Source organism: Chlorobium sp. (assembly GCF_036528655.1).
Classification (GTDB): domain Bacteria; phylum Bacteroidota; class Chlorobiia; order Chlorobiales; family Chlorobiaceae; genus Chlorobium.
Map to the genome: position 1 here is coordinate 1 of NZ_JAIGND010000004.1, position 23,024 is coordinate 23,024.

Below are 23,024 nucleotides of genomic sequence, written 5' to 3' on the forward strand. Positions count from 1 at the left end.
CGGGAGGCAACTTCGAATACTACGAAGTGTCCGATACGCCCGGCTCGCCTTCGATCACCCGCGGCATCGAAGACCCGACGCTTGCCGACGTGACCAACGCGTCGCTCTCGGTGCTGAATCAGGACGATGACGGATTCTTCATCATGATCGAACAGGGAGATATCGACTGGAGCAACCACGCAAACGACTATGAAAATATGGTAGGCGGGGTCTACGACCTCGATGAGGCAGTCAAGGCAGCCGAAACGTTCGTCGAAAGCGGCTCGAACGGCATCAGCTGGTCGAACACGCTCATCATCGTCACGAGCGACCACTCGAACAGCTACCTGCGTGCGCAGGAAGAGCTTGGTCTCGGCGACCTGCCTGCACAGAGCGGCAAGAGCTATCCCGACGGCGAAGTGACCTACGGAAGCGGCGGGCACACCAACGAGCTGGTGAGCGTCTATGCCCGCGGCGCGGGAGCCGATCTGTTCGAAGAGGCCGCCGGCGACATCTATGCCGGAACGGAGATCATCGACAACACGCAGATATACGACGTGATGATGCAGGCCGCCAAAGAAGCCGGAGCCGAGCATGTCATCCTCTTCATCGGTGACGGCATGAACATCGAGCACGAAATTGCCGGAAGCCGTTACCTCTACGGCGAGGATTTCGGTCTTGCGTGGCAGGACTGGAGCGAAGAGGAAGATGGCTGGTCGGGCTACGCCTCCACCTGGGACGTGACGGCATACAACAAGTACGCGGCTGCAGCAGACGTGGCTTCGTACGACGAAGCGACCTTCGATCCGCTTATCGGCTACGATCCGTCGAAGGGCGGCGAAACCCCCTATCCGGTAGCGATGACCTTCAGCGGTACCCCGGAGAAATCGGAAGCAGGAATATACGAGATCCTCGTTACCGCTGCCGATGAAAGCGGTGCTTCGATAAGCGATGTCTTTACATTGACCGTAACGGACAGGGAGTATGGCGAAAGCGAGGGAGACGATACGCTGACAGGGGACAGGAACGATAATGTGATTTTCGGTTCCGCAGGTAACGACAGGATTTCCGGTAACGACGGCGACGATATACTCGTCGGTGGAACCGGCGACGACCTCATGGTGGGCGGCAGGGGCAATGATACCTACTATGTGGACAGCGAAGGCGATGTCGTCCGGGAAAGCAATTCCGCTTTTGGCGGCTTCTTCAGTTTCTTCGGAAACCGTTCAGGCGGAACCGATACCGTGAAATCCGAAGTCGACCGGGAGCTTGGCACGGGTATCGAAAACCTCGAACTGCTTGGATCGGCCGATCTCGACGGGACGGGTAACATGCTTGACAACGAGCTGGTCGGCAACGAGGGCGACAACAGACTCGAAGGGCTCTCTGGCGATGACCGGCTCATCGGCAACGGCGGCGACGATATCCTCGATGGTGGCTGGGGCAATGACGTACTGATCGGAGGCGCAGGCGCTGACCGGCTCATCGGCGGCTCGGGTCGCGATATTTTCCGGTACGACAGCGAAACCGAAAGCGGGTTGACGGCCGAGACCATGGATGTCATCACGGACTTCAGGAGCCGTCAGGACAGACTCGACCTGTCCGGCATGGACGCCAATAATACCATCGCGGGAGACCAGGCATTCAGCCGTATCATTCTCGGCAGCTCCGATGCCTTCAGCGGAGCCGGCCAGCTCAGGTTCGACAGCGCTTCCGGTATTCTTTACGGCAATACCGACAGTGATGCCGATGCGGAGTTCGCTATCCGTCTCTCAGGCGTGAACTCGCTGCGCTCTTCTGATATCGTGCTGTAAGCTGCTGTCCGGGTCCGGTCAACGGTTTAACCTTGTGTTCCGCCGTGTATCCTTTTTTCCCTGAAGGTATACGGCGGAACGCTTTTTTTACCGGTTTGCCTCTGGATGGAAGATCTCTATGGCGATAATTCCGTATACTCAGGAAAAGCGGAAGAGGATTCCGGTGGATCCTGAGCGGCGGTAGAGGGCCGAGCCGTTCTGCCGCAGAGAGATAAATCGGGTTCATGTCAACAGCCAGAGAGAGTTACAACTTCCAGAAAATCATCGCCGTTACCGGCGTAGTGCTGCTTGTCGTCAAGTTTGCGGCCTGGTACATGACCCGGTCGGTAGCAATTCTCACCGATGCGCTCGAAAGCATCGTCAACGTCACCAGCGGCTTCATTGGTCTGTACAGCCTTTACATTTCCGCAAAGCCGCGCGACAGCAGCCATCCTTACGGACACGGCAAGGTGGAGTTCATCTCGGCGGCTGTCGAAGGCACCCTTATCACTGTCGCGGGACTGCTTATCATCAACGAAGCGGTGGATAACCTGCTGCATCCTGCGGTCATCGGAAAGCTCGATCAAGGTATTGCGCTTGTGGCCATTACCGCGGCGGCGAACTGGCTGGTCGGTTCTCTTGCCGTCCGCAAGGGAAAGAAAAACAGTTCGCTCGCCCTCGTAGCAAGCGGCAGGCACCTGCAGACGGATACCCTGTCAACCATCGGCATTATCGCCGGTCTCGTTCTGCTCGCCCTGACCGGTATGGCATGGCTCGACAGCGTCGTGGCTCTGGTGTTCGCGACCTTCATTCTTGTTACCGGTTATCGTATCCTGCGCAATTCGCTTGGCGGCATCATGGACGAGGCCGACACCGAACTGCTCGAAAAACTCGTTATTCTGCTGCAGCAGAGCCGCAGGGAAAACTGGATCGATCTGCACAATCTCAGGATCATCAAATACGGCAGCGTGCTTCATCTCGACTGCCACCTTACCCTGCCCTGGTATCTCAACGTCCGCGAATCCCAGAAAGAGATCAACAAACTGCAGCATATCATCCGTCAGCAGTTCGGAGAGAGTGTCGAACTGTTCGTACATACCGATGCCTGTCTCAGATTTTCCTGCTGTATCTGCACGAAACGCGATTGTCCGGTTCGCGAAGCCCCTTTCGAGCGGGCCGTAGGGTGGACGGTCGATAATATATCGAGAGACTGCATGCATAAAATGGAAGGGCAGGATGGACCGGGATACGCCGAACAAAAACGAAAACACAGCTGAGATGATTGCACTCGTTACGGGAGCATCCGGATTCATCGGATCGCATATCGCCGACAGATGCCTGAAGGACGGTTATCAGGTCAGGGTACTGGTCAGAAAAGGCAATGGCGCCATACCCGATCTGGCGAATAGAGATGTAACCGTCATCGAAGGGGACATTCGCGATGCGTCTGCCGTCAGCCGGGCCGTCGAAGGGTGCGATATCGTTTTTCATGCGGCAGCCGTAACATCCGACTGGGGCGAACTGCAGGATTTTATCGACATCAATGTCGGAGGAACGCGCAATGTTGCCGAAGCCGCCCTCAGGACCCGGGTCGGTCGTCTCGTCTACATCAGCACCATCGAACTCTTCGACCATATGAAAAGCGAACGTATCGACGAGGGGATGCCCTGCCATATCAGGAACCAGCCCTATCCCGATACGAAAATAGCAGCTACCCGGCTGATATGGGAGTATGCCGCTAGGGGGCTCGAAGTTTCGGTTGTCTATCCTGCGATGGTCTACGGTCCGGGAGACCGTACCGTTTTTCCTCTGATTGCCGATGGTCTCAGCAAAGGAATGCTCTTCTACTGGGCATGGCACGCCCGCATGAACCTTGTCTATATCGATAACCTTGTCGATCTTGTCATGCTTGCCGCAACGCATCCTGAAGCGGCTGGCGAAGGGTTTCTTGCCTGCGACAGCACCGTCCCCACCTTCGAGGCATTCTGCGATCGGCTCGCTTCGGGCATCGATGTGCGCTCCCCGTTCATCTATCTTCCGTTCAGTCTTGCCTATCTGCTTGCCTCGATTATGGAAATGGTCTATCGGTTTACCGGAAGCGACACTCGCCCGATGCTGACACGTCAGGCGGTAACGCTGCTTGCGTCCCGGGCGATGTTCGATACCTCAAAAGCCCGAAATAAGCTTGGATGGAACCCGAAAGTCACCTATGACGAAGGCTTCCGGATAACCCTCGACTGGCTGCGCGGCATCGATCCTTCGCAATGGAAACGCAAATGAACGAGCTTCAGGGGTGATGGTATACCGCAACCTCCGTCGCACCACCCACAATATCACCAAATGAGAATTCTTCAATATGCCGGGTTCGATGCCGGCAGTTATCGGAAAGCTTACGACAAAGTATCCGAAGCTCTCCGGAAGCACGACTTTCGTGCCGCGCAGGTAAAGAAGCTTGTCAACCTTACGCACGGACGATTCTACCGGGCACGGCTCGATGACGCGGCAAGGCTGCTTTTCACGATGGTGCGTCATGGCGATGAAACCTGCATCCTGATGCTCGAGGTTATTGCCAACCATGCATACGACCGATCGCGTTTTCTTCGGGGTGCGGCCATCGACGAGTCGAAAATATCCGATATTCAGGCAGAAGAAGCGATTGCCGAGGCTCTTGCAGTTCGTTATCTGCATCCGGAACGTTCTACGGTGTACATGCTCGACAAGCCGATTTCGTTCGACGATGCCCAGGAAACCATCTATCACCGGTCTCCGCCGCTGATTATCGTCGGTAGTGCCGGCAGTGGAAAAACCGCGTTGACGCTTGAGAAACTCAAGCATACCGAAGGCGAAGTGCTCTACGTCACCCATTCAGCATATCTTGCCGGCAATGCCCGTAACCTCTACTATGCCAACGGATTCGAGCATCCCGGCCAGGAAGCGCACTTTCTCTCGTATCGGGAGTTCGTCGAATCCATTCGCGTTCCAGCCGGAAGAGAGGTGACCTGGCGTGACTTCTCGGGATGGTTTGCAAGAATGCGCAACCTCGCCCGTACTGTCGGAGCCCATCAGGCATTCGAAGAGATACGGGGGGTCATAACTGCCGGAGCCGAAGGAACTCTGAGCCGTGAGGCATATATGAATCTGGGCGTCCGACAGTCGATCTTTACTGGTGCTGAAAGATGCGTGATTTACGATCTGTTCGAAAAATACCGGCAATGGACAGATGAAGCGGGTTTCTACGATCTCAATAGCATAGCGCACCGCTGGCAGGAGATCGCCCGTTCCCGGTATGATTTTGTCGTAGTCGATGAAGTGCAGGATTTGACCCCGGTTCAACTGGCGCTGATACTCGGAACCCTGAAACACCAGGGCCGCTTTCTTCTCTGCGGAGACTCCAACCAGATCGTGCACCCGAACTTCTTTTCATGGAACCAGGTCAAAAGCCTTTTCTGGAACAACGCCGATCTTGCCAGGCAGCAGCAACTCTCTGTCCTGACCGCCAACTTCCGCAACGGAACGGAAGCAACCAGGCTTGCCAACAGGCTTCTGCAAATCAAGCAGCAGCGGTTCGGCTCGATTGACCGCGAAAGCAATTTTCTTGTCGATGCCGTCGGCGGAGAGAGCGGAGAGGTTGTGCTGATGGCTGATACCGATGCGGTAAAAAGCGACCTGAACAGAAAAACCCGCAACTCGACCCGTTTTGCCGTGCTTGTCATGCGTGACGAAGACAAGGCGGAGGCCCGAAAATACTTTTCGACACCGCTGCTCTTTTCCATTCACGAAGCCAAAGGTCTCGAATACGACAACATCGTGCTCTTCAGGTTTGTCTCCGGCAACCGGACTGAATTCACGGAAATAGTCGAAGGTGTCGAAAAGCCGGGATTGGGCGACGAAACGCTGCGCTACTCGAGAGCAAAAGATAAAAGCGATAAATCCATGGAGATTTACAAGTTTTTTATCAACGCTTTCTACGTCGCGCTTACAAGGGCAATCAGGAATCTCTATATCATCGAGGCAGATACGCAGCACCACCTTTTCGGGCTGCTCGATCTTGCCGTAACCCGGCAGGTGAAAGTCGGCGATGCGCAATCAACCATCGAAGAGTGGCAGAAAGAGGCAAGAAAGCTCGAACTGCAGGGCAAACAGGAGCAGGCGGATGCGATCCGGCGTACCATGCTCAGACAGGTTCCCCCGCCATGGCCGGTTTTCGATGAAGAGCGACTTAAAGAGACCCTGATAAAAGTTTTTCGCGATGACTCTTTTATCCTTTTTCTTTACGTCCGTACCGTGATGATTTCTTCCCATGCCGTGGTATAGCGCGGTGAAAGCATCGCCTGGTTCGGCCTCCACGCTTCAGCGTTTTCCGCCGCAAGCCGTACCGTTCCCTGACCGTAGCGGAGGTTCAGGCTGTCCATCGCCTCCATGAGCCGCTGCAGCCGTTCGCCTGCTGCATTATCCGGCGCGTCGAACAGGCTCAGGCAGGGTGCTGCGGAGGCCACCGGTTCCAGGCCGCTCACGATCACCCCCGCCTTCCTGTACCCGAACCCCTTCCGCCAGATCGCTCCGAATGCGCGTTCCGCAGCCCGTACCAGCGCGATGGTATCCTGCGAGGGTGACGGCAGGGCGACGGTTTGCGTTCCCCGGTACTTTTCAGCCGGTTTGTTGAACGGGCTCGTGCAGATGAATACCGTCAGCATCGAGGCAAGGGAACCCTCGCGGCGGAGCTTTCGTGAACAAGCCCCCGCAAAGGTGCCCACGGCCTGCAGCAATTCGTCGGGGAGGGTGACCGTTCTGCCGAACGAGCGGGAGGTGCAGATGGTCTGCTTCGGCGGACGTACCTGTTCGAGCGGCAGGCATGAGCGGCCGTTCAGCTCAGCCTGTACCCGTGCGCCGGTGATGTGCAGATGTTTGCGCACCCAGGGTTCCGGAGCCATTGCGAAATCGAGCGCCGTCCGGATATTTCCGGCCTCCAGCAGCCGGCCCCATTGCCGCCCGATACCCCAGATATCCTCGACCTGCAGCATTGCAAGCGCTTCCCTGATCTTTTCCGGCGAGGAGAGCATGCAGACCCCCTCATACCGGGGAAGCTTCTTTGCCAGCCGGTTCGCCGCCTTGGCCAGGGTTTTCGTCGGTCCGAGACCGATGCTCACCGGTATGCCGGTATGCCGCCGCACGGTCGCGCGGATGTGCGCCGCGTACCGCATGGTGTCGAATCTGCGAAATCCGCTGAAATCGAGGAACGCCTCGTCGATGGAGTAGACCTCGATCTCCGGGGCAAGCTCCCCGAGCGTGGCCATCACCCTCGACGACATGTCGCCATACAGGGTAAAATTCGCAGACAGCACCGAGACCCGGTGCTTTTGCAGCAACTCCCGGTATTTGAACGCCGGACCGCCCATCGGCAGGCCGAGAGCTTTCGCTTCTTCCGAGCGCGCGATGAAGCAGCCGTCGTTGTTCGACAGCACCACCACCGGCCTGCCGATCAGGGCCGGGTTGAACACCCGTTCGCAGGATGCGTAGAAGTTGTTGCAGTCGATAAGGGCAAACATGCCGGGCACTTTTTTTTGATGCCGGTGAAAATCGAAATCATTATCCCGATGCGTTGTCCGTTTCAACGGGCCTTGTGGATCACGTAGGTCACGATGCCCCATACGATGAACTCGCTCTCCCCGCTGATGCGGATCGGTCTGAACCGTTCGTTCGCCGGCAGCAGGCAGAGTTCCCCATCGATGCGCCCGATTCGTTTCACCGTGAACTCCCCGTCAAGGAAGCAGACCGCTATATCGCCTTCTTTCGGCTCGAGCGCCTTGTCGATCACCAGCAGATCGCCGTCGAGGATACCCGCATCCGTCATGGACGTTCCCTTTACGCGGGCGTAAAAGGTGGCCGCAGGGTGTCTGACGAGCGCCTTGTTCAGATCCAGCGAAACCTCTTCGTAATCTTCCGCCGGAGAAGGAAAACCCGCAGCGATTCCCGAGCCCGCCAGCGGCAGCTCGAGTTCCGACGAAATATCCGCCGTATAGAAATCCAGCACCGGGCCGGTATGGATGCGAGAAAGTTTCATGCGATGACGGTTGCGGTTTCCTCTAATATGCATTGCCGGCAGCAGGAGTGCAACAGGGAATGGTCACCCGCTGCCGGATGTTCGCCGGAGCTTCCCGGACTATCGTGGAACGGGAGAGAAATACGACGGTCAATACTTCCGGTTTTTCGTCCTCCCCTGTCCGTGAAGGCTCGTGTCCGTCCTGTATGGGCTTAAATCCTGCAGCGGTAGGTGCAGAGGATGCTGCCGTTCTGCTGTTTGATTGTCGGGGTTATGGCGGTGTTCGGATTTACCAGTTCTTCAAGCAGCGCTTCGAAGGTGCCGAGGTAAAAGTTGCCGACGACGGGAGTGCCCGGGTGGGTCACCCGGACCGTGATCTCCGGATTCTTGCCTGTTGTATAACTGAATTCGCCGCTGCCGGCGAAAGTCCAGGCGTTTTTGCTTATGGCAAAAAGGAAGAGGCTGAAGGCCGGCCCGGCGGGCAGCAGCCTGAGGATTTTCTGAAAGAATTCCGGAATGCGCACCCTGAGCAGGTAGGCGGCGGTACGGCGGCCCGATTCTTCGAGAATCGAGGCGGTTTTGTTGTCGCCGATCTCTTTTTCAAGGGCCGTTACGAGGCTGTGGAATTTTGATTCTTCGGTCATCTCCGTCGGCAGGTTGCCGATCCAGTGCCCCTGGCCGATTCGTTTGAGGATGGCTTCAGCTTCGGTTTTTCCGAAATGCTCTTCAAGCGCGGCGACGGTCTGTATAATGGAGTTCGGGCCTATTTTCGAAGGTGCGTTCATGACGGGTCAGTGTATGGATTTGTTTTGCATAACAAGTTGATTTCCGGCAGGAAGATAAGCAGGAAACGTCAAGGCTGAAAGCTCTCATGGCCTGAGCATGAGATCGATCCCGTCGGTCAGCCATCCGGGCCGGATTCGTACGGTATCGGGGTAGACGGCAAAGGGTTCCGAGGGAGTGAATGGTTCGAGTTTCCCTGGTTTCCATGGTTCCGGTATCGCTCCCTGCTTCCGGTCTGAGGGTACGGAGGCGCTGACGGTGTAGGTTCCCGGAGGAATGGACTTGAATGTGTATATGAAGAGCCCTTTTGCCGCCTTTACGGCTGCAGCGAGGAACGAGGCGTCGTCGCTTTTTCGTCGCGCTTCGATGGTGAGTGCGTCGGCATCGCTCCTGCAGGAGCCGGACAGGGTGCCGTTTTTATCGGTTGGCTTCGCCTGCTCCGTTATGGTCTGCATGGGGGTTGTGTCCGTGACTGGAGGGAATCGCAGTCGAAGCGGGGCTGTTCCCGTCGTGATGCGGGCCTTGTGGGCTACAGCGACGGATTCCGTTTCCCGATCGAAGCGCAGATTGTGATTGCGGTCATTCACGGCTATTACCCGGTAGTCTCCTCCGGCGAGATTGTCGAGTCTGAATATCCCGTCGTTGTCGGCCTGAACCAGATAGTCCGGCTTGTCTGCATTACCGTCTTCCCTGAAAGCTATCAGCAGCGCGTCGGAAGCGGGGGCCAGGTTGTAGGCATAAACCGTGCCTTCTATTGAGCCGGCATCTGTTGCCGCGCCGGTTGAAAATGCGATGACCGCGGTCTTGCCGAGCCTGTTGCCGCGCATGTCGCGCATGTGCCTGTTCAGAATGATCCTGTAGGTGGTTTCCGGTTTCAGGGGTTCGAATATGCGTATTTCCGCTTCGCGGCCGTTGACGGCCACGTCGTAGTTGCCGAGTGCGGGAGAGATTCCGAGTGCGCCAAGAAACTCGCGGCCGCTGACCGGATGGCTGAATGCGAGGCGGATGCTTTTACCTGAAAAGCCGGTGGCAGTGTGCGCCGGATCGGAAGAGATCACCTGAAGCGGAGACCGGTCGACAGGGCCTCCCGAAGGGGGCTTGTCCGATGCGCATCCTCCGGTAAGGCTCAATAAAGCCAATACCGGAAGGAGAATGATGTTGCGGTTGCGTTTCAGCGTTGTCTTCCTGATAACCGGTTGCTTTGTACCCGGATTGTATCTGTCTTTAAAAATTCGTAAATTAAAAAGTAATGGAGTTCTATGAAAGTATTTGGTGAAAAATTATAGATCGATTGATATATAGATGGCCAGAAGAAATTTCAAGGTTCTTTATGTCTCTGGTGAAGTCTCCCCGTTTGTAAGGATCAGCGCTCTTGCTGATTTTATGGCATCGTTCCCCCAGGCTCTTGAAGAAGAAGGTTTTGAAGCTCGTATCATGATGCCGAAATACGGCACCATCAACGACAGGAAGTTCCGGTTGCATGACGTGTTGCGGCTTTCGGACATCGAGGTTAACCTGAAGGATAAAACCGAACTTCTTCATGTTAAAGTTACGGCGTTGCCGTCCAGCAAGATCCAGACCTATTTTCTCTATAACGAGAAGTATTTCAAGCGCAACGGCCTTTTTACCGATATACAGAGCGGAGGGGATCAGAAGAGCAATACCGAAAAAGTGATTTTTTTCAATGTCGGCGTTCTGGAAACTCTCCAGCGGCTCGGCTGGAAGCCCGACATCATTCATTGCCACGACTGGTATGCAGGCATGCTGCCTCTGCTGCTCAGGACGGTCTATGCGGAAAACAGCTTTTTCAGCGATATCAGGACGGTCCTGACCATTCACAACGTCTACCGCCAGGGAGTGCTTCCGCTGAAGGTGTTCCAGAAGCTGCTTCCCGAAGAGGTGTGCAACGGCCTGCACCGCGAAGGAGATCAGGTGAACATGCTTTACACCGGCGTCGAGCATGCCGATCTTCTGACAACGACATCGAAGAGCTATGCCGATACGATCGTAAGCGACGGAAACGATACCTACGGGCTCGGTCCCATCGTAGAGGAGCGCAAGGAGCGGTTCCATGGCATTCTCAACGGCATCGATACCCGGCAATGGAATCCTTCGACCGACAAGCTGATCAAGAAGCGGTACAGTACGGACAGGATGGAAGGGAAGCTCGATAACAAAAAAGCGCTTCTCGAGGAGGTTGGCCTGCCGTTTACCGAAGGACGCCCTCTGGTCGGCGTCATAGGCGGTTTCGACGCGTTTCAGGGAGGCGAACTCCTGAAGGAGAGCCTCGATCGGATGGTCGGGCTCGATATGCAGCTGCTGATTTTCGGTTCCGGAGAGAAATCCTACGAAGCCGTTTTCCGCAAGTTTGCCGAAGAATATCCCGAGCAGGTGGCGCTTATGCCGGATCATGCCGATACGCTCCTTCATCTGGCGATTGCCGGTCTGGACATTCTTCTTATGGCGGGGCGCATAGAGTCTTGCGGCATGCTGCAGCTCTTCGCGATGAGCTACGGCACCATTCCTGTGGCCTATGCCGGAGGTGGTATCGTCGAAACCATAGCCGATATTACGGATGGCACCGGATCCGGGTTTCTTTTCCATGAGTATACCGCCGAGGCTTTCATCGCCAAAATCAGGGAAGCCCTCGATCTCTATAACGATGAAGAACGCTGGCAGCAGCTTGTTCTCGATGCCATGGGACGCGATTTCGCCTGGAAGAGTTCCGCAGAGGAGTACGACCAGCTTTACCGCCAACTGCTTGAACCGTAAGAGGCATGGCTGAAACCGTCAGAGTGCTTTTTCTTGACCGGGACGGCACCATCAATGAGGATATCGGTTCCTATGTTACGTCCAGAGAGCAGTTCAGACTGATCGAAGGGGCAGCGGAGGCCGTTGCCCTTGCCAGGTCGGCAGGTTTCCGTATTGTTGTCGTGACCAACCAGGCCGGTGTTGCGCGAGGCATTACCACCATCGAGCAGGTCGAGGACGTGAACCGTTATCTGAACGAGCTGCTGGCCGCATGGGGTACCTCTTACGACCGTTGCTACTACTGCCCGTCCCATCCCGATTATCCCAATCCGCTTTACGATCGCGATGCAGGATGCCGCAAGCCCGAGCCCGGCATGGTGGAGCGTGCGATTGCGGATTTTTTTGCGGAAGGTCAGATTGTCGACCGCAGCCGTTCATTTTTTATCGGCGACAAGATCGTCGATGTGGAGTGCGGTCTTCGGGCGGGACTGAGGCCCGTGCTGGTGAGGACCGGGCATAATGAGGAGCGCATGTGCATCGAGCGGGGCATCATGCCGGAACATATAGCCGACGACCTCTATCGTGCCGTTACCGGTCATATTCTTGCCTGACGCACGTTTTTCTCCGGATCGTGTCCATGAGGAGGGAGAACCGGTCAGCATCTATCTGCATGTTCCTTTCTGCCGGACCCGTTGCAGCTACTGCGATTTTTTTCTTGTTACCCGTCTCGACCATGTCGAATCTTTTTTCAGGGCTCTTTCGTCCGAAACGCTCGCTTCCGCACCGTTGCTGAGGGGCCGCAGGGTGAAAGCGGTACATATAGGAGGGGGAACGCCCTCACTGGTGCCGGTGAGCTTTATCTCCGGATGGCTCGATCTTCTTTCGACGATCGGCGATTTCGAGCCGGAGGCGGAAATAGCGCTCGAAGCCAATCCCGAGGATCTCGGCGGACCTGCGATGCGCGAACTGCGCAGTGCGGGCGTCAACCGTCTCAGCCTTGGCGTACAGTCTTTTCAGCAGCGAAAGCTTTCCGCTCTCGGTCGCAGGCATTCGGCGGACGATGCTCGCAGGATAACCGGCCAGGCGCTGCAGGTGTTCGACACCCTCAGCGTGGATCTTATCTGCGGCGTGCCGGGGGAATCGTCCGCCGAATGGCAGAAGGATCTGCAGGATGTCATGGGACTTGCCGTGCCGCACGTATCTGTTTACATGCTGTCTGTCGAACCAAAAACCCGACTTGAGCGCAGGATTTCGAGGGGCCTTGTAACGGTGCCCGGAGAAACGGTTCAGGCGTCGATGTACTCGTCGGCCGTCGCGACCCTCTGCTCCAGCGGATACCGCCATTACGAGGTGTCGAATTTCGCGTTTCCCGGTCATCATTCCCGCTACAATCTTGCCTGCTGGATGCGTGAGCCATATCTCGGGTTCGGTCCTTCGGCCCACAGCTTCGTCCGCAAGGGGCGTGTCGAGGTACGCCGTGCTAACGCGGGAAGCCTGCTCCGCTATCTTGCCGGGCCGCCGGCATCTTCCGGTATTGAAGAGACGCTGACCGAGGAAGAGCGGTTTGTGGAGCAGGTTTTTCTGACGTTGCGTATAAACCGGGGTCTCGATGTTGGGATTTTGCGAAAACGCGATAAATTAGGGCTGAACCTGCAGGGTATGCTGGAACGTTTCCATGCAAAAGGGTGGATTGTGCTGGAAGACGGATGCATTTTTCTTACCGGCAGCGGATTCCTTTTTGCCGACCATATAGCCGGAGAGCTGATTTCCCTGGAACCATGACAGCGAACGAAATAACGACGCGAACGAAAAGAAACCTATGACACACCGGGCACTAAACCGCCTTTTTGCAGTGCTGCTTTTTGCCGCAGCCGAGCTGCTGTATCTGATGACCATGGCGCCGACGCTCTCGTTCTGGGATTGCGGCGAGTTCATTGCTACCGCCTATACGCTCGGAGTGCCGCATCCTCCCGGCGCGCCGCTTTTTCTGCTTGTCGGCCGCCTGTTTTCGATGATCCCCTTTTTCGACGATATCGGCGCGCGGGTGAATCTTCTGAGCACCATCGCAAGTTCTGCTACCGTGATGCTCACCTATCTTATCACCGTGCGGTTCATCATCATGTATCGAAAAAGCGACCCGGACGGCTGGAGTGCGGGCGAGAAGATTTCCGCATATGGAAGCGCCCTCGTCGCCGCTCTTGCGCTGGCTTTTTCCGACAGCTTCTGGTTCAATGCCGTAGAGACGGAAGTGTACGCGCTCTCGTCATTTTTTACCGCCATGGTGGTCTGGCTGATGCTTCGCTGGTATGAGGAGTACCCGAACCCCGGCCACGAACGCTGGCTGATGCTCATGATGTATATGGTGGGACTCTCCATCGGGGTGCATCTTCTGAGCCTGCTTGCGGTGTTCGCCGCAGCTCTGGTCTACTATTTCCGACGTTACGAGGTTACCCTTAAATCGTTTGCCCTGCTTGTCGCCGCTGCTTCGGGGCTCTTTTTTCTGATCTATCAGGTTATTATCAAAGGGTTGCCCATCCTGTTTCAGTTCGCTTCGTGGTGGGGTCTGCTGCTGCTTGTCGCCGCGCTTGGCTGGGGCATCCGGTATACCCATAAGAAGCGCTTTTCGATGTCGAACACGCTGCTTGTTTCGCTGTTTCTCGTCATTATCGGGTACACCTCCTACGGGATGATCTACGCGCGTGCCCAGGCCGGGCCGCCGATCAACGAGAACAACCCTTCGACGCCCGAAGCTTTTTTTTCGTACCTGAACCGCGAACAGTACGGGGAGATGCCGCTCTGGCCGAGGCGGTGGTCGCCCGAGCCGGTGCATCAGTACTTCTACCAGCAGTACCGGAGCGATCTCGATTATTTTATGAGCTATCAGCTCAACAGGATGTACCTGCGTTATCTCGGATGGCAGTTTATAGGCCGTGAGCATGACATGGAAGGCGCCGGCGTCGACTGGTCGGTACTCTGGGGATTGCCGTTCATTGCCGGTCTTGCCGGCGCCGCGGCGCATTTCAGGCGGGAATGGAAAATGGGGATGGTGGTGACCGCCCTCTTCATTCTGACCGGCGCAGCGCTCGTCATCTACCTTAACCAGACCGAACCGCAGCCCAGAGAGCGCGACTACAGTTATGCCGGCAGCTTTTTCGCTTTCGCCATATGGATCGGTATCGGCATCGAAAGCATCTCCGCATGGCTTAAGGATCGTTTTACCCCGGTCAGAGGTCGGCAGCAGGCTATGCTTTCAGGTGCGCTTATCGCTGCGGCACTGCTGCTCATCAACGGGCGCATGCTGCAGGCGAATTATCGGGTGCACGACCGGTCGGGCAATTATGTTCCCTGGGACTGGGCTTGGAACATGCTGCAGAGCTGCGACAAAGATGCTATTCTGTTCACTAACGGCGACAACGATACCTTTCCGCTCTGGTATCTGCAGGAGGTCGAGCGCATAAGGACAGATGTCAGGGTGGTCAACCTCAGCCTTGCCAATACCGGCTGGTACCTGCTGCAACTCAAGAATACCAGCCCGAGAGGAGCAAAACCGGTCGCTTTCAGCGCCAGCGACGGCGAGCTTGCTTCCGTCACCTATATTCCTGTCGATTCGGTGGATGTATCGATTCCTGCCGGGCAGGACGGTATCCTGCTTGCCCGCGAAGCCTCCCGTCGGGGGTATTCTCTTCCGGCGAAGCCTTCCGACAGCCTTGAATGGGTGCTTAAGCCGGGTTTTTCATATGAAGGCCAGGGATATCTCCGTCCGCAGGATATCGCGGTCTACGAGATCGTCGCCAACAATTTTCCTCGCCGCCCGATCTGTTTCGCCCTGACGGTCGATCAGGAGAGCATGATAGGGCTGCAGCGCCATCTGAGGCTTGACGGTCTTGTCTACAGGGTTGTTCCTCTCAGGAGCGACGATCCGATGAGCTTTGTCGATCCGGCAAGGCTCTACCGTTCCCTCATGAGTGTCTACCGGTTCCGGAACCTCAATAATCCCGAAGTTACTCTCGAAGAGACCTCCCGACGGCTCAGCGCGAACTATACGCCGCTTTTTGTCCGTCTGGCGCTCGACCTCGCCGGGGATGACGGAGGTACGCTCAGGATCGACGCCGGAGAGAAGTCCCTGCGCACGGCCGGCAGAGGCGAACTTGCGCTCGAAGTGCTCGATACCGCAGCTCGAGTGCTTCCTCCCGACCGGTATCCCATTAACCCCGAACTGGCCGGGACGGTCGTTTCGCTCTACAGCCGGCTGGGCTCGAAACAGAAAGCCGCGCAGTATATTGCCTATCTTGAGGAACTCGCAGCAGGAAGCGGCTACCAGTCCGATCCGAAGCTGTTTTTCGTGCTTGCCGGAGCATATCGCGACGCAGGCAGGGATCGTGACGCCGAGCGGGTCATCGAATCGCTGTCGAGGGAGCTGCAGGAGCCTCGCATCAGGGAAGCCTTTGAGCAACAGAAGGAACAGCAATAATACATAAATCCATGATCAGCACTATCCATCAAACCGCCATTATCAGCCCGGAAGCCGTTCTTGGTGCAGGCGTTTCGGTCGGTCCTTACACGGTCATCGAAGACGATGTAATCATAGGAAGCGGTACGGCAGTAGGGCCGCAGGTGCATATCGCCGCGGGCACCCGTATCGGCAGTGATTGCCGGATTCATACCGGAGCCGTTCTGGGCGGAGAGCCCCAGGATCTGAAGTTTTCGGGAGAGAAAACCTGTCTTTTTATAGGTGACCGCACCGTAATCCGCGAATGCGTTACACTCAACCGCGGTACGAAAGCGAGCGGCAAAACCGTGATCGGGTCGGATAACCTGATTATGGCTTATGTTCATGCAGGTCATGACTGCGTTATAGGCAGCAATGTGGTGATCGCAAACTCCGTGCAGTTCGGCGGGCATTGCGAGGTGGGCGACTATGCCGTTATCGGCGGCCTTGCCGGGGTGCACCAGTTCGTCAGGATAGGGCGGTACAGCATGGTCGGGGGAATCTCCCGCGCTTCGTCCGATGTACCCCCTTTTGTAATGGCAGGGGGACACGCGTCTTTCCGCTATGAGGGGCTCAATGCCATAGGGCTGAAAAGAAGGGGGTTTTCACCTGAGAAAATCACCCTTATCCGCGACGTGTATCGCATCATCTTCCAGTCGGGCCTGCTTCTTGGCAATGCGCTCGAGAGAGTGCGTTCCGAGTGCCCTTCCGAACCGGAAGTTCTCGAGATTCTTGAGTTTTTCGCATCGGGCAGGTATGGCAGAAAGTTCATCCGCCCCTTCAGCAGCTAACGAAACAATCACAGCGTCTATGTCACGATGGGCAATCGGCATCGATCTCGGAGGTACGGCAATCAAAGCTGCGGTTGTGAGTTTTCAGGACGGGATTATTCTGGAAAGGAGCGTTCCTACCGATACATCTTCGGGACCAGAAGGAATTGTCTCCCAGCTTTCCGGGATTGTCGCCGCGCTTTACGCTGACGTTTCCGGCGGACTTGGCCCCGATGCTTTTGCGGGAACCGGGCTTGGGGCTCCCGGCGCGGTGGATCCGGAGGAAGGGACGCTGAGCTATCCGCCCAATCTGCCCGGCTGGACAACGTTTCCCCTCCGCAATGCGCTTGCGAGCGTGCTTGAGGGGACTTCGCCCGGTTCCTCGCCGTTTTTCATCGAAAACGATGCAAATGCCGCGGCGCTTGGTGAGGCATGTTACGGAGCGGGACGCTGTTTTCGGGATTTTCTCATGGTAACGCTTGGCACAGGCGTCGGCGGCGGCATTGTGCTCGACAGGAAGCTTTATCGGGGTAGCGGGGGTACGGCAGGCGAGATCGGGTTCATGATCGTGGACTTTCAGGGGCCTTCAGTACATGCCGGGATACGCGGCACCATCGAGGGGATGATCGGAAAGGAGCGCATCGTTGACTATGCCTGGGCTCTCATTGCGGAAGATCCCGTTGCGGGCAGGCATCTTTCGGGTCTTTGCGGGCATGATCGCGCCATGCTCTCTCCCCGACACATCGAGCAGGCCGCCAAACAGGGTGATCCGCTTTCACTTGCAGTGTGGGAGCGGGCAGGATCGGTACTCGGCGTCGGATTCGCTAACGTCACTGCCCTTATGGATATAAGGAAATTCGTCATCGGCGGCGGTATAGCGGCCGCGGGAGGGCTGATTTTCGATCCGGCGCGAAAGCAGCTGCTGCGTTCCACGCTTCCATCGATGCATGACGGAATCGAACTGGTACCTGCGGAACTCGGCAACAGGGCAGGAATGCATGGAGCTGCGGCATTGTGTTTTCAATGATTCCTTTTACCTGACGATGAGCGCCCGGCTGTTCCATTTTCTTTTCCCTGCGGTTTGCGTTGTCTGCGGAAAACTGCTGATGCCCCGGGAGCAGGGATGCTGCGGCGACTGCAGGGAGGGTTTTGACGGATTTACCGATGCCCGTGCAGCCGGCTATATGCTCATGCACTCCATCCGGTCGCATTTCGTCATGGGCGACACGCTTCTCAGCCAGGCTTCCTGCCACTACAGGTATTCCCGGCACAGTTCGCTGCAGAAAGTCCTGCATGCCATGAAGTACGAGGGTAACTATACGCTTTGCCGCGCTTTCGGCCGGGAACTCGGGGAGTGGCTCTCCGATGTGATTCCACCGGAGAGTATAGATGCTCTTGTACCTGTTCCGCTTCACCGGCTCAAGCTTATCGAGCGTTCGTTCAACCAGGCCGAAAAAATAGCCGAAGGGATAGCCGAAACGTTCCGCAAGCCCGTTCGCACCGATCTGATCGAGCGGTGTCGTTATACCGAAACCCAGACCGGCCTTTCGGTCTCCGAAAGGCGGGAGAACCTCGATGCGGCATTCAGGACCACTGCCGAAGCGATGCCTGAACGCATCCTTCTCGTTGACGATGTCGTTACTACCGGAGCAACCGTCGTTGCCGCTGCGGGAGCATTGAAAAAAGCCGGAGTCCTCGCCCTATCGCTTGCTGCTCTTGCTCTCACTGTAAAAGAATAGGCGTATCATGGAGCTTTTTTATGCATTGCGGTCCAATATCGACCTGACGGGGAAACGCCTGATTCTCGACGGCGACGAATTTCACCATCTCGTGCGCGTACTCCGAAAAAAAACGGGAGACAGGATTCATGTTACCGACGGTTGCGGACTGCACCTCGACGTGCTTGTAGCCGCAATCGGAAAACACGCGCTCGAAGGGAATATTCTGTCGGAACGGACGGAGTCGCCTCCCCGGACGAAGGTAACCGTGGCGCTTTCTTTGCTGAAAGCTCCGCAAAGGTTCGAGTTTTTTCTTGAAAAGTCTACAGAGCTTGGCATTTCCGGCATCATTCCAATGATCACCGCACGTACGGTTGCCCAGCCGGCGGAAGAGCGTGCAGCCAAAAAGCTGGTGAGATGGAGAAATATAGTACTTTCCGCTGCACGTCAGTCTCGCAGATACTATCTTCCTCATATAAGTGAACCGCTTTCGTTCGCATCCGTAATCGCTCTTGAAGGATTCGACAGCCGCTTCATTCCCTATGAACTGTCCGCGCAGCCGCTTTCTGACAGAACCTTCAGCGGAGGAAACGTTCTTTTTCTGATAGGGGGCGAGGGAGGATTCAGCGCTGAGGAGGTCAGAGAGGCCAAAGCCTCCGGGTTTGAGGAGATTTCGTTTGGCCGTTCGACGCTCCGGGCCGAAACTGCAGCGATTTTTGCAGTATCGCTGGTCAGAGCGAGGCTTCTGGAGCAGGCGGAAGAGGACTGGTTTTAGTGGGGATGCGGCCCCGTTACCGAAACACCTACAACATGAATCATATGAATACGCCTACAGCGAGCCGGGTGGTTCTTCTGCTGATCGTTCTGGCGATCTCAGCGCTGTTTTTCGCCATGATCCGTTACTTTTTGATGGCTATTTTTCTTGCAGCCATCTTTTCTGCGCTTGCCATGCCGGTCTACAGCAGGATCGATCGTCTTTTCAGGGGTCACGGGAGCGTGAGTTCGGCCTTCACCATGCTATTGCTTTTCGTCATGGTGTTTCTTCCTTTTATGGCGATAGCCGGCGTCGTTGCCGTTCAGGCATACTCGATCAGCAGTACGGCCGTTCCCTGGATCCAGCATCAATTGCAGGAACCGGCAGCATATAATGCAATGCTTGAGACGTTTCCCTACTATCAGGAGATCATGCTCTATCAGGAAGAGATTCTTCAGAGAGCCGCTGAACTGGCCGGAAAGGCCGGCGGTTTTCTTTTCAACAGCATTTCTGCCCTCACTGTCTCGGCCGTGAACGACCTTTTCCTGCTCTTCGTGTTTCTTTATACCATGTTTTTTTTCCTCAAAGACGGAAAAAGCCTGCTTGAAAAAATCATCTATTACATGCCGCTTGCTGAATCCGACCAGCGCAGGCTGCTCGAAAGGTTTCTGTCTGTCACGAGGGCAACCCTTAAAGGCACCATGGTTGTAGGGCTCATTCAGGGTTCGCTTGCCGGTCTTGCCCTCCACCTTGCCGGAATTCCGAGCGCCCTCTTCTGGGGCACCATCATGACGGTGCTGTCGGTTATACCGGTTCTGGGTCCTCCGCTTGTCTGGTTTCCTGCCGTCGTTTACCTTGCCGCAACGGGCCGCTATACCGAGGCCGGCGCGGTGTTTCTTTTCTGCAGTATCATCGTCAGCCAGCTTGACAACGTTCTCCGTCCCATTCTCATCGGCCGGGATACAAAAATGCATGAACTGCTTATTTTTTTTGGCACTCTCGGAGGGCTTGGGCTCTTCGGACTGTTTGGTTTCATAGTCGGGCCGATTATCGCCGGGCTGTTCATCACTGTCTGGGAGATGTACGGTGAGGCGTTTGGCGATTACCTGCACGACATCAAGGAGAAAAAACAGATCGGGCCGTAAGGGCCTGAAAACCGAAAAAGCGGCATTGCGGCCGCTTTTTCGGTTTCCGATTTCGGAATGAGTGTCAGTTTACGCGAACCGTCTCTTCCAGAGAGAAGAAAAACGACGCTTCGATTGCGGCATTTTCCGCTGAGTCGGAGCCGTGGATGATGTTTTCCCCTTTGCTGTCGGCGTAAAGCTGGCGGATAGTGCCTTCATCGGCCTGCGCAGGATCGGTGGCGCCGATCAGGATGCGGAAATCGGCAACGGCGTTCTCTTTTTCGAGGATCATCGGCACGCACGGTCCGGAAGACATGAATTCGACGAGTTCCCCGTAGAACGGACGCTCGCGGTGCACCGCATAGAACTCTCCCGCAGTCTCTGTCGTGAGCCTGGTTTTTTTCATGGCGACCACGCGGAACCCGGCGCGTTCGATTTTATCGATAACCGCGCCGATAAGCTGTTTGCGCACACAGTCCGGTTTGAGAATGGTAAGCGTTCTTTCCATGGTGAAGATCTGGATTTACAATGGTGAATGAAAAAAATATCGAGCGAAGATACACAAACCCGGCGGGAAATCGAAATGTTGCTTTCGGGAAACTAAGAAAGATCCCGGGCAGTTCCTCCATGGAGTTCATCCATGAAGTGCATTCGCGGTATGGATTGCATTATTTTTTCAAAAACGTGTGCTCTGAGGGGAGGAGGTCTTTTCCATAATGGCGGGATTATTGCCTGTAATAACGGCGATCTTTGCTTGCATCCTGTTATCGGGTTGTTCCATTCAGGATGAAACGGGCGGCGATCCGCCCGAATTGTACAGAAAGGCGGGACTCCTTGCGCGAAGCGGCGAGTACGACAAGGCGTTGGCGCTCTATGACAAGGCATTGGCCTCCGATACAGCAGGCGGACTTTCCGCTCAGGCCGTTCTCGAACTCGACAGGAAGCGTCATCTGGAAGGATTGATCGGCAATTACGACGAGGCGATGCGAACAACGCGTTTTCTTGAGCGGCATGCCGGAAATCTACTGCCCGACTCTCTTCGATCTTTCATGATCGAAGAGAAAGCCATGTGGCTGTCCGAACTCGGCGATTTCAGGGGGGCGGCAGAAGCTCTTTCGGCAATCGACAATCCCGACGAAGAAAAGCGTTTCGCTCTTGCGGCTTTTTGGTTGCGACTCGGCGATTCCGACAGGGCCAAAGAAATCTACGAGGAATCGGTCTCGCATGAGTCAGATCCGGTGGCGAAAATCAGAGGGCTTTCGGGATTGCTTGCATGCAGCATGCACAGCAGACCGGCCGGCAGCAGGGAGGCTCACGATCTTGCCATGCAGATCGCCTCGTTCTCCGGAAAGGTACTCTCGATGGAAGGCGATTTTTCCAGAAGGATCCAGGCGCTTCGTGAAGCTGCCGGCAGCCTGCAGCTGCTCGAAAAACACCGTGGAAACGCAAGCTATCTGCTTTTTCGCGCGCTCGCTCTTGCTGAACGGTCAAAAAATCCTTTTCTGCTGCAGTTGCTTCGCTTCGAGTCAAATACCGCAGTCGTTCAGAAGCCTGTGCCGTACCGTGAGACCGGCGATTATTTCGCTGCAAATAATATGCAGTTTGCCGAAGCGGCAGCCCTTTTTCGGCTCGGCACAAGCCAGAACGATCTCAACCCCTCCGAACGGGTCGATGCCCTTCGCAGGGGATTCATGCTCTATCAGAATTGCCAGCCGCGGTATCCCGGCGCGGAAATGGCGCAGCTTGAACGTTATGCTGAGCGCGTCCTTTCAGGGATCCTCATCCGGCAGGCAAGAATTTTCGAATTGTACGATGCCTTGCAGCAGTATGAGATGCTTGCGCTGCAGCGGAGCCTTTCCGATCGTTCGGATCAACTGAATCTCGGTGAGGGACATGAATCGCTCGAACGGGAGTTGAGCCTTCTGCAGCGCGACATTGCTGGTCTCTTGCAGCGCAAAGCCGATATTTTCATAAAGGGAAGGGGTTATGAGTTGAACCGTCCTGCCGAAGCGGCCCTGCAGGCAAAGCGGGGCAGGCTTTTCGAGCTGCTTGGCGAGGTGAAGAAGATCAATCCCTCCGCTGCATCGGTGCTGCAGATGACACCGGTAACGCTTCAGACGCTGCAGCGCGTCCTGAAAAGCGGGCAGCTCATTATCAGGCCGGTACCCGCAGATTCGTTTTTTGCGGTGATGACCATCGGTACAAGAGAGTTCGGTATTGCCGGTACGCCGGTACCGTATGATTCTCTTTACCATCCGGATTCCGGCCTTCGCCGTTTATATAAACGCATTGCGTCTCTTTCCGGATCCGGCATTGAACCGCTGCTGCGGGATCGTGACTACCTGCGGTTTTCAGCAGCATTGGCCGATCCGGTACGATCGGTTTCCGGCAGGTATGACCATCTGATCGTTGCTGCCGATCCTGCTGTGCCGTTTCAGCTGTTCTGTTCCGGTCGTACCGGTGCCGATGAAAAAAAGATTTCCATGACATCCTCTTTTCGTGAAATCGTTCATGCCGGACTCCATGCCGACATCATCAAAGACGGTTCTCCGGTGAGGTTTTTTGCTGCCGATCGCCTGGCGGATGCCAGAACGCATCTGCTTTTCAATCCTGGTCACAGGGTATATCTTCTATGGAAGCCGTTCGGAGATGCTGAACTGGCGATCTTTCGCGGGCGCCTGAAGCTGGCTCACGAAAGGGAGCGTTCCTCCTCGTCAGCGCTTTCCGGACTCTATGGCGGCGATAACGCGACATGGTGGTTCATTTCCGCATATGGATCCGATTGATACAGAGAGGCAATCGGGCAGATTCTTTTATCAGCAT

18 protein-coding genes and 1 pseudogene are annotated in these 23,024 nt (G+C 55.9%); 14 read left to right on the plus strand and 5 right to left on the minus strand.

Going from position 1 to position 23,024, the window contains the following annotated elements; genetic code table 11:
• The 4 genes and pseudogenes from K4305_RS01600 to K4305_RS01615 all read left to right on the plus strand — a co-directional run.
• On the plus strand, positions 1 to 1,793 hold a 1,793-nt coding region (locus K4305_RS01600; RefSeq protein WP_331560584.1), incomplete at its 5' end, for an alkaline phosphatase.
• A gap of 224 nt (positions 1,794 to 2,017) precedes the next feature.
• The gene (locus K4305_RS01605) at positions 2,018 to 3,049 is read left to right on the plus strand and encodes a cation diffusion facilitator family transporter (RefSeq protein WP_331560585.1); all 1,032 of its coding nucleotides are present in this window, start codon (positions 2,018 to 2,020) and stop codon (positions 3,047 to 3,049) included.
• Position 3,050: 1 nt separating this feature from the next.
• A complete protein-coding gene (locus tag K4305_RS01610; protein WP_331560586.1) occupies positions 3,051 to 4,052 on the plus strand; it encodes an NAD-dependent epimerase/dehydratase family protein in 1,002 nt (333 codons plus the stop codon).
• A gap of 60 nt (positions 4,053 to 4,112) precedes the next feature.
• Positions 4,113 to 6,029: pseudogene (locus tag K4305_RS01615) on the plus strand (UvrD-helicase domain-containing protein); the annotation flags it as partial.
• A gap of 14 nt (positions 6,030 to 6,043) precedes the next feature.
• On the opposite strand, the gene K4305_RS01620 reads toward K4305_RS01615, so the two are convergent.
• The 4 genes from K4305_RS01620 to K4305_RS01635 form a co-directional block, all read right to left on the minus strand.
• On the minus strand, positions 6,044 to 7,318 hold the full coding sequence (locus tag K4305_RS01620; RefSeq protein ID WP_331560588.1) for a Y-family DNA polymerase: 1,275 nt from the start codon (positions 7,316 to 7,318) through the stop codon (positions 6,044 to 6,046).
• A gap of 62 nt (positions 7,319 to 7,380) precedes the next feature.
• Positions 7,381 to 7,833, minus strand: coding sequence for a LexA family protein (locus tag K4305_RS01625; protein WP_331560589.1), 453 nt, complete (start codon positions 7,831 to 7,833; stop codon positions 7,381 to 7,383).
• A gap of 191 nt (positions 7,834 to 8,024) precedes the next feature.
• Positions 8,025 to 8,597: a bacteriochlorophyll 4-vinyl reductase gene (bchJ, locus tag K4305_RS01630; RefSeq protein WP_331560590.1), complete on the minus strand. Its 573-nt coding sequence runs from the start codon at positions 8,595 to 8,597 to the stop codon at positions 8,025 to 8,027.
• An 84-nt stretch (positions 8,598 to 8,681) separates the two neighbouring features.
• Positions 8,682 to 9,725, minus strand: coding sequence for an Ig-like domain-containing protein (locus tag K4305_RS01635; protein WP_331560591.1), 1,044 nt, complete (start codon positions 9,723 to 9,725; stop codon positions 8,682 to 8,684).
• A gap of 172 nt (positions 9,726 to 9,897) precedes the next feature.
• Between K4305_RS01635 and K4305_RS01640 the strand changes: the two genes are divergently transcribed.
• Genes K4305_RS01640 through K4305_RS01680 form a run of 9 tightly spaced genes read left to right on the plus strand, consistent with a single transcriptional unit; the run spans position 9,898 to position 20,222 of the window.
• Positions 9,898 to 11,367 (plus strand): starch synthase, encoded by a 1,470-nt coding sequence (locus K4305_RS01640; protein ID WP_331560592.1) that lies wholly within the window; start codon positions 9,898 to 9,900, stop codon positions 11,365 to 11,367.
• Positions 11,368 to 11,372: 5 nt separating this feature from the next.
• Positions 11,373 to 11,957 (plus strand): D-glycero-alpha-D-manno-heptose-1,7-bisphosphate 7-phosphatase, encoded by a 585-nt coding sequence (locus tag K4305_RS01645; RefSeq protein ID WP_331560593.1) that lies wholly within the window; start codon positions 11,373 to 11,375, stop codon positions 11,955 to 11,957.
• Positions 11,950 to 13,128, plus strand: coding sequence for a radical SAM family heme chaperone HemW (hemW, locus tag K4305_RS01650; RefSeq protein WP_331560594.1), 1,179 nt, complete (start codon positions 11,950 to 11,952; stop codon positions 13,126 to 13,128). The genes K4305_RS01645 and hemW overlap by 8 nt, the downstream gene beginning before the upstream one ends.
• 37 nt (positions 13,129 to 13,165) lie before the next feature.
• Positions 13,166 to 15,817, plus strand: coding sequence for a glycosyltransferase family 117 protein (locus K4305_RS01655; protein WP_331560595.1), 2,652 nt, complete (start codon positions 13,166 to 13,168; stop codon positions 15,815 to 15,817).
• A gap of 11 nt (positions 15,818 to 15,828) precedes the next feature.
• Complete coding sequence (gene lpxA, locus K4305_RS01660; RefSeq protein WP_331560596.1) at positions 15,829 to 16,626, plus strand: acyl-ACP--UDP-N-acetylglucosamine O-acyltransferase; 798 nt, start codon at positions 15,829 to 15,831, stop codon at positions 16,624 to 16,626.
• A 19-nt stretch (positions 16,627 to 16,645) separates the two neighbouring features.
• Positions 16,646 to 17,632 carry an ROK family protein gene (locus K4305_RS01665; protein ID WP_331560597.1) on the plus strand — a complete coding sequence of 329 codons (987 nt, stop codon included), beginning with the start codon at positions 16,646 to 16,648 and terminating at the stop codon, positions 17,630 to 17,632.
• Positions 17,604 to 18,344, plus strand: coding sequence for a ComF family protein (locus K4305_RS01670; RefSeq protein WP_331560598.1), 741 nt, complete (start codon positions 17,604 to 17,606; stop codon positions 18,342 to 18,344). Before K4305_RS01665 ends, K4305_RS01670 begins: the two co-directional genes overlap by 29 nt.
• Before the next feature lie 7 nt (positions 18,345 to 18,351).
• Entirely contained in the window at positions 18,352 to 19,098 is a 747-nt protein-coding gene (locus tag K4305_RS01675; RefSeq protein ID WP_331560599.1) for a 16S rRNA (uracil(1498)-N(3))-methyltransferase, read from the plus strand.
• Between the two features lie 44 nt (positions 19,099 to 19,142).
• Positions 19,143 to 20,222: an AI-2E family transporter gene (locus tag K4305_RS01680; protein ID WP_331560601.1), complete on the plus strand. Its 1,080-nt coding sequence runs from the start codon at positions 19,143 to 19,145 to the stop codon at positions 20,220 to 20,222.
• A 64-nt stretch (positions 20,223 to 20,286) separates the two neighbouring features.
• On the opposite strand, the gene K4305_RS01685 is transcribed toward K4305_RS01680, so the two are convergent.
• Positions 20,287 to 20,709 (minus strand): nucleoside-diphosphate kinase, encoded by a 423-nt coding sequence (locus K4305_RS01685; RefSeq protein ID WP_331560602.1) that lies wholly within the window; start codon positions 20,707 to 20,709, stop codon positions 20,287 to 20,289.
• Between the two features lie 208 nt (positions 20,710 to 20,917).
• On the opposite strand from K4305_RS01685, the gene K4305_RS01690 reads away from it, so the two are divergent.
• Positions 20,918 to 22,987 (plus strand): tetratricopeptide repeat protein, encoded by a 2,070-nt coding sequence (locus K4305_RS01690; protein WP_331560603.1) that lies wholly within the window; start codon positions 20,918 to 20,920, stop codon positions 22,985 to 22,987.
• The last annotated feature ends 37 nt before the right edge of the window (positions 22,988 to 23,024 follow it).

Coding starts and splice junctions, on each gene's coding strand:
- K4305_RS01605 (WP_331560585.1), top strand. CDS start 2,018: ATGTCAACAGCCAGAGAGAGTTACAACTTCCAGAAAATCATCGCCGTT.
- K4305_RS01610 (WP_331560586.1), top strand. CDS start 3,051: ATGATTGCACTCGTTACGGGAGCATCCGGATTCATCGGATCGCATATC.
- K4305_RS01620 (WP_331560588.1), bottom strand. CDS start 7,318: ATGTTTGCCCTTATCGACTGCAACAACTTCTACGCATCCTGCGAACGG.
- K4305_RS01625 (WP_331560589.1), bottom strand. CDS start 7,833: ATGAAACTTTCTCGCATCCATACCGGCCCGGTGCTGGATTTCTATACG.
- bchJ (WP_331560590.1), bottom strand. CDS start 8,597: ATGAACGCACCTTCGAAAATAGGCCCGAACTCCATTATACAGACCGTC.
- K4305_RS01640 (WP_331560592.1), top strand. CDS start 9,898: ATGGCCAGAAGAAATTTCAAGGTTCTTTATGTCTCTGGTGAAGTCTCC.
- K4305_RS01645 (WP_331560593.1), top strand. CDS start 11,373: ATGGCTGAAACCGTCAGAGTGCTTTTTCTTGACCGGGACGGCACCATC.
- K4305_RS01655 (WP_331560595.1), top strand. CDS start 13,166: ATGACACACCGGGCACTAAACCGCCTTTTTGCAGTGCTGCTTTTTGCC.
- lpxA (WP_331560596.1), top strand. CDS start 15,829: ATGATCAGCACTATCCATCAAACCGCCATTATCAGCCCGGAAGCCGTT.
- K4305_RS01665 (WP_331560597.1), top strand. CDS start 16,646: ATGTCACGATGGGCAATCGGCATCGATCTCGGAGGTACGGCAATCAAA.
- K4305_RS01670 (WP_331560598.1), top strand. CDS start 17,604: ATGGAGCTGCGGCATTGTGTTTTCAATGATTCCTTTTACCTGACGATG.
- K4305_RS01675 (WP_331560599.1), top strand. CDS start 18,352: ATGGAGCTTTTTTATGCATTGCGGTCCAATATCGACCTGACGGGGAAA.
- K4305_RS01680 (WP_331560601.1), top strand. CDS start 19,143: ATGAATACGCCTACAGCGAGCCGGGTGGTTCTTCTGCTGATCGTTCTG.
- K4305_RS01685 (WP_331560602.1), bottom strand. CDS start 20,709: ATGGAAAGAACGCTTACCATTCTCAAACCGGACTGTGTGCGCAAACAG.
- K4305_RS01690 (WP_331560603.1), top strand. CDS start 20,918: ATGGCGGGATTATTGCCTGTAATAACGGCGATCTTTGCTTGCATCCTG.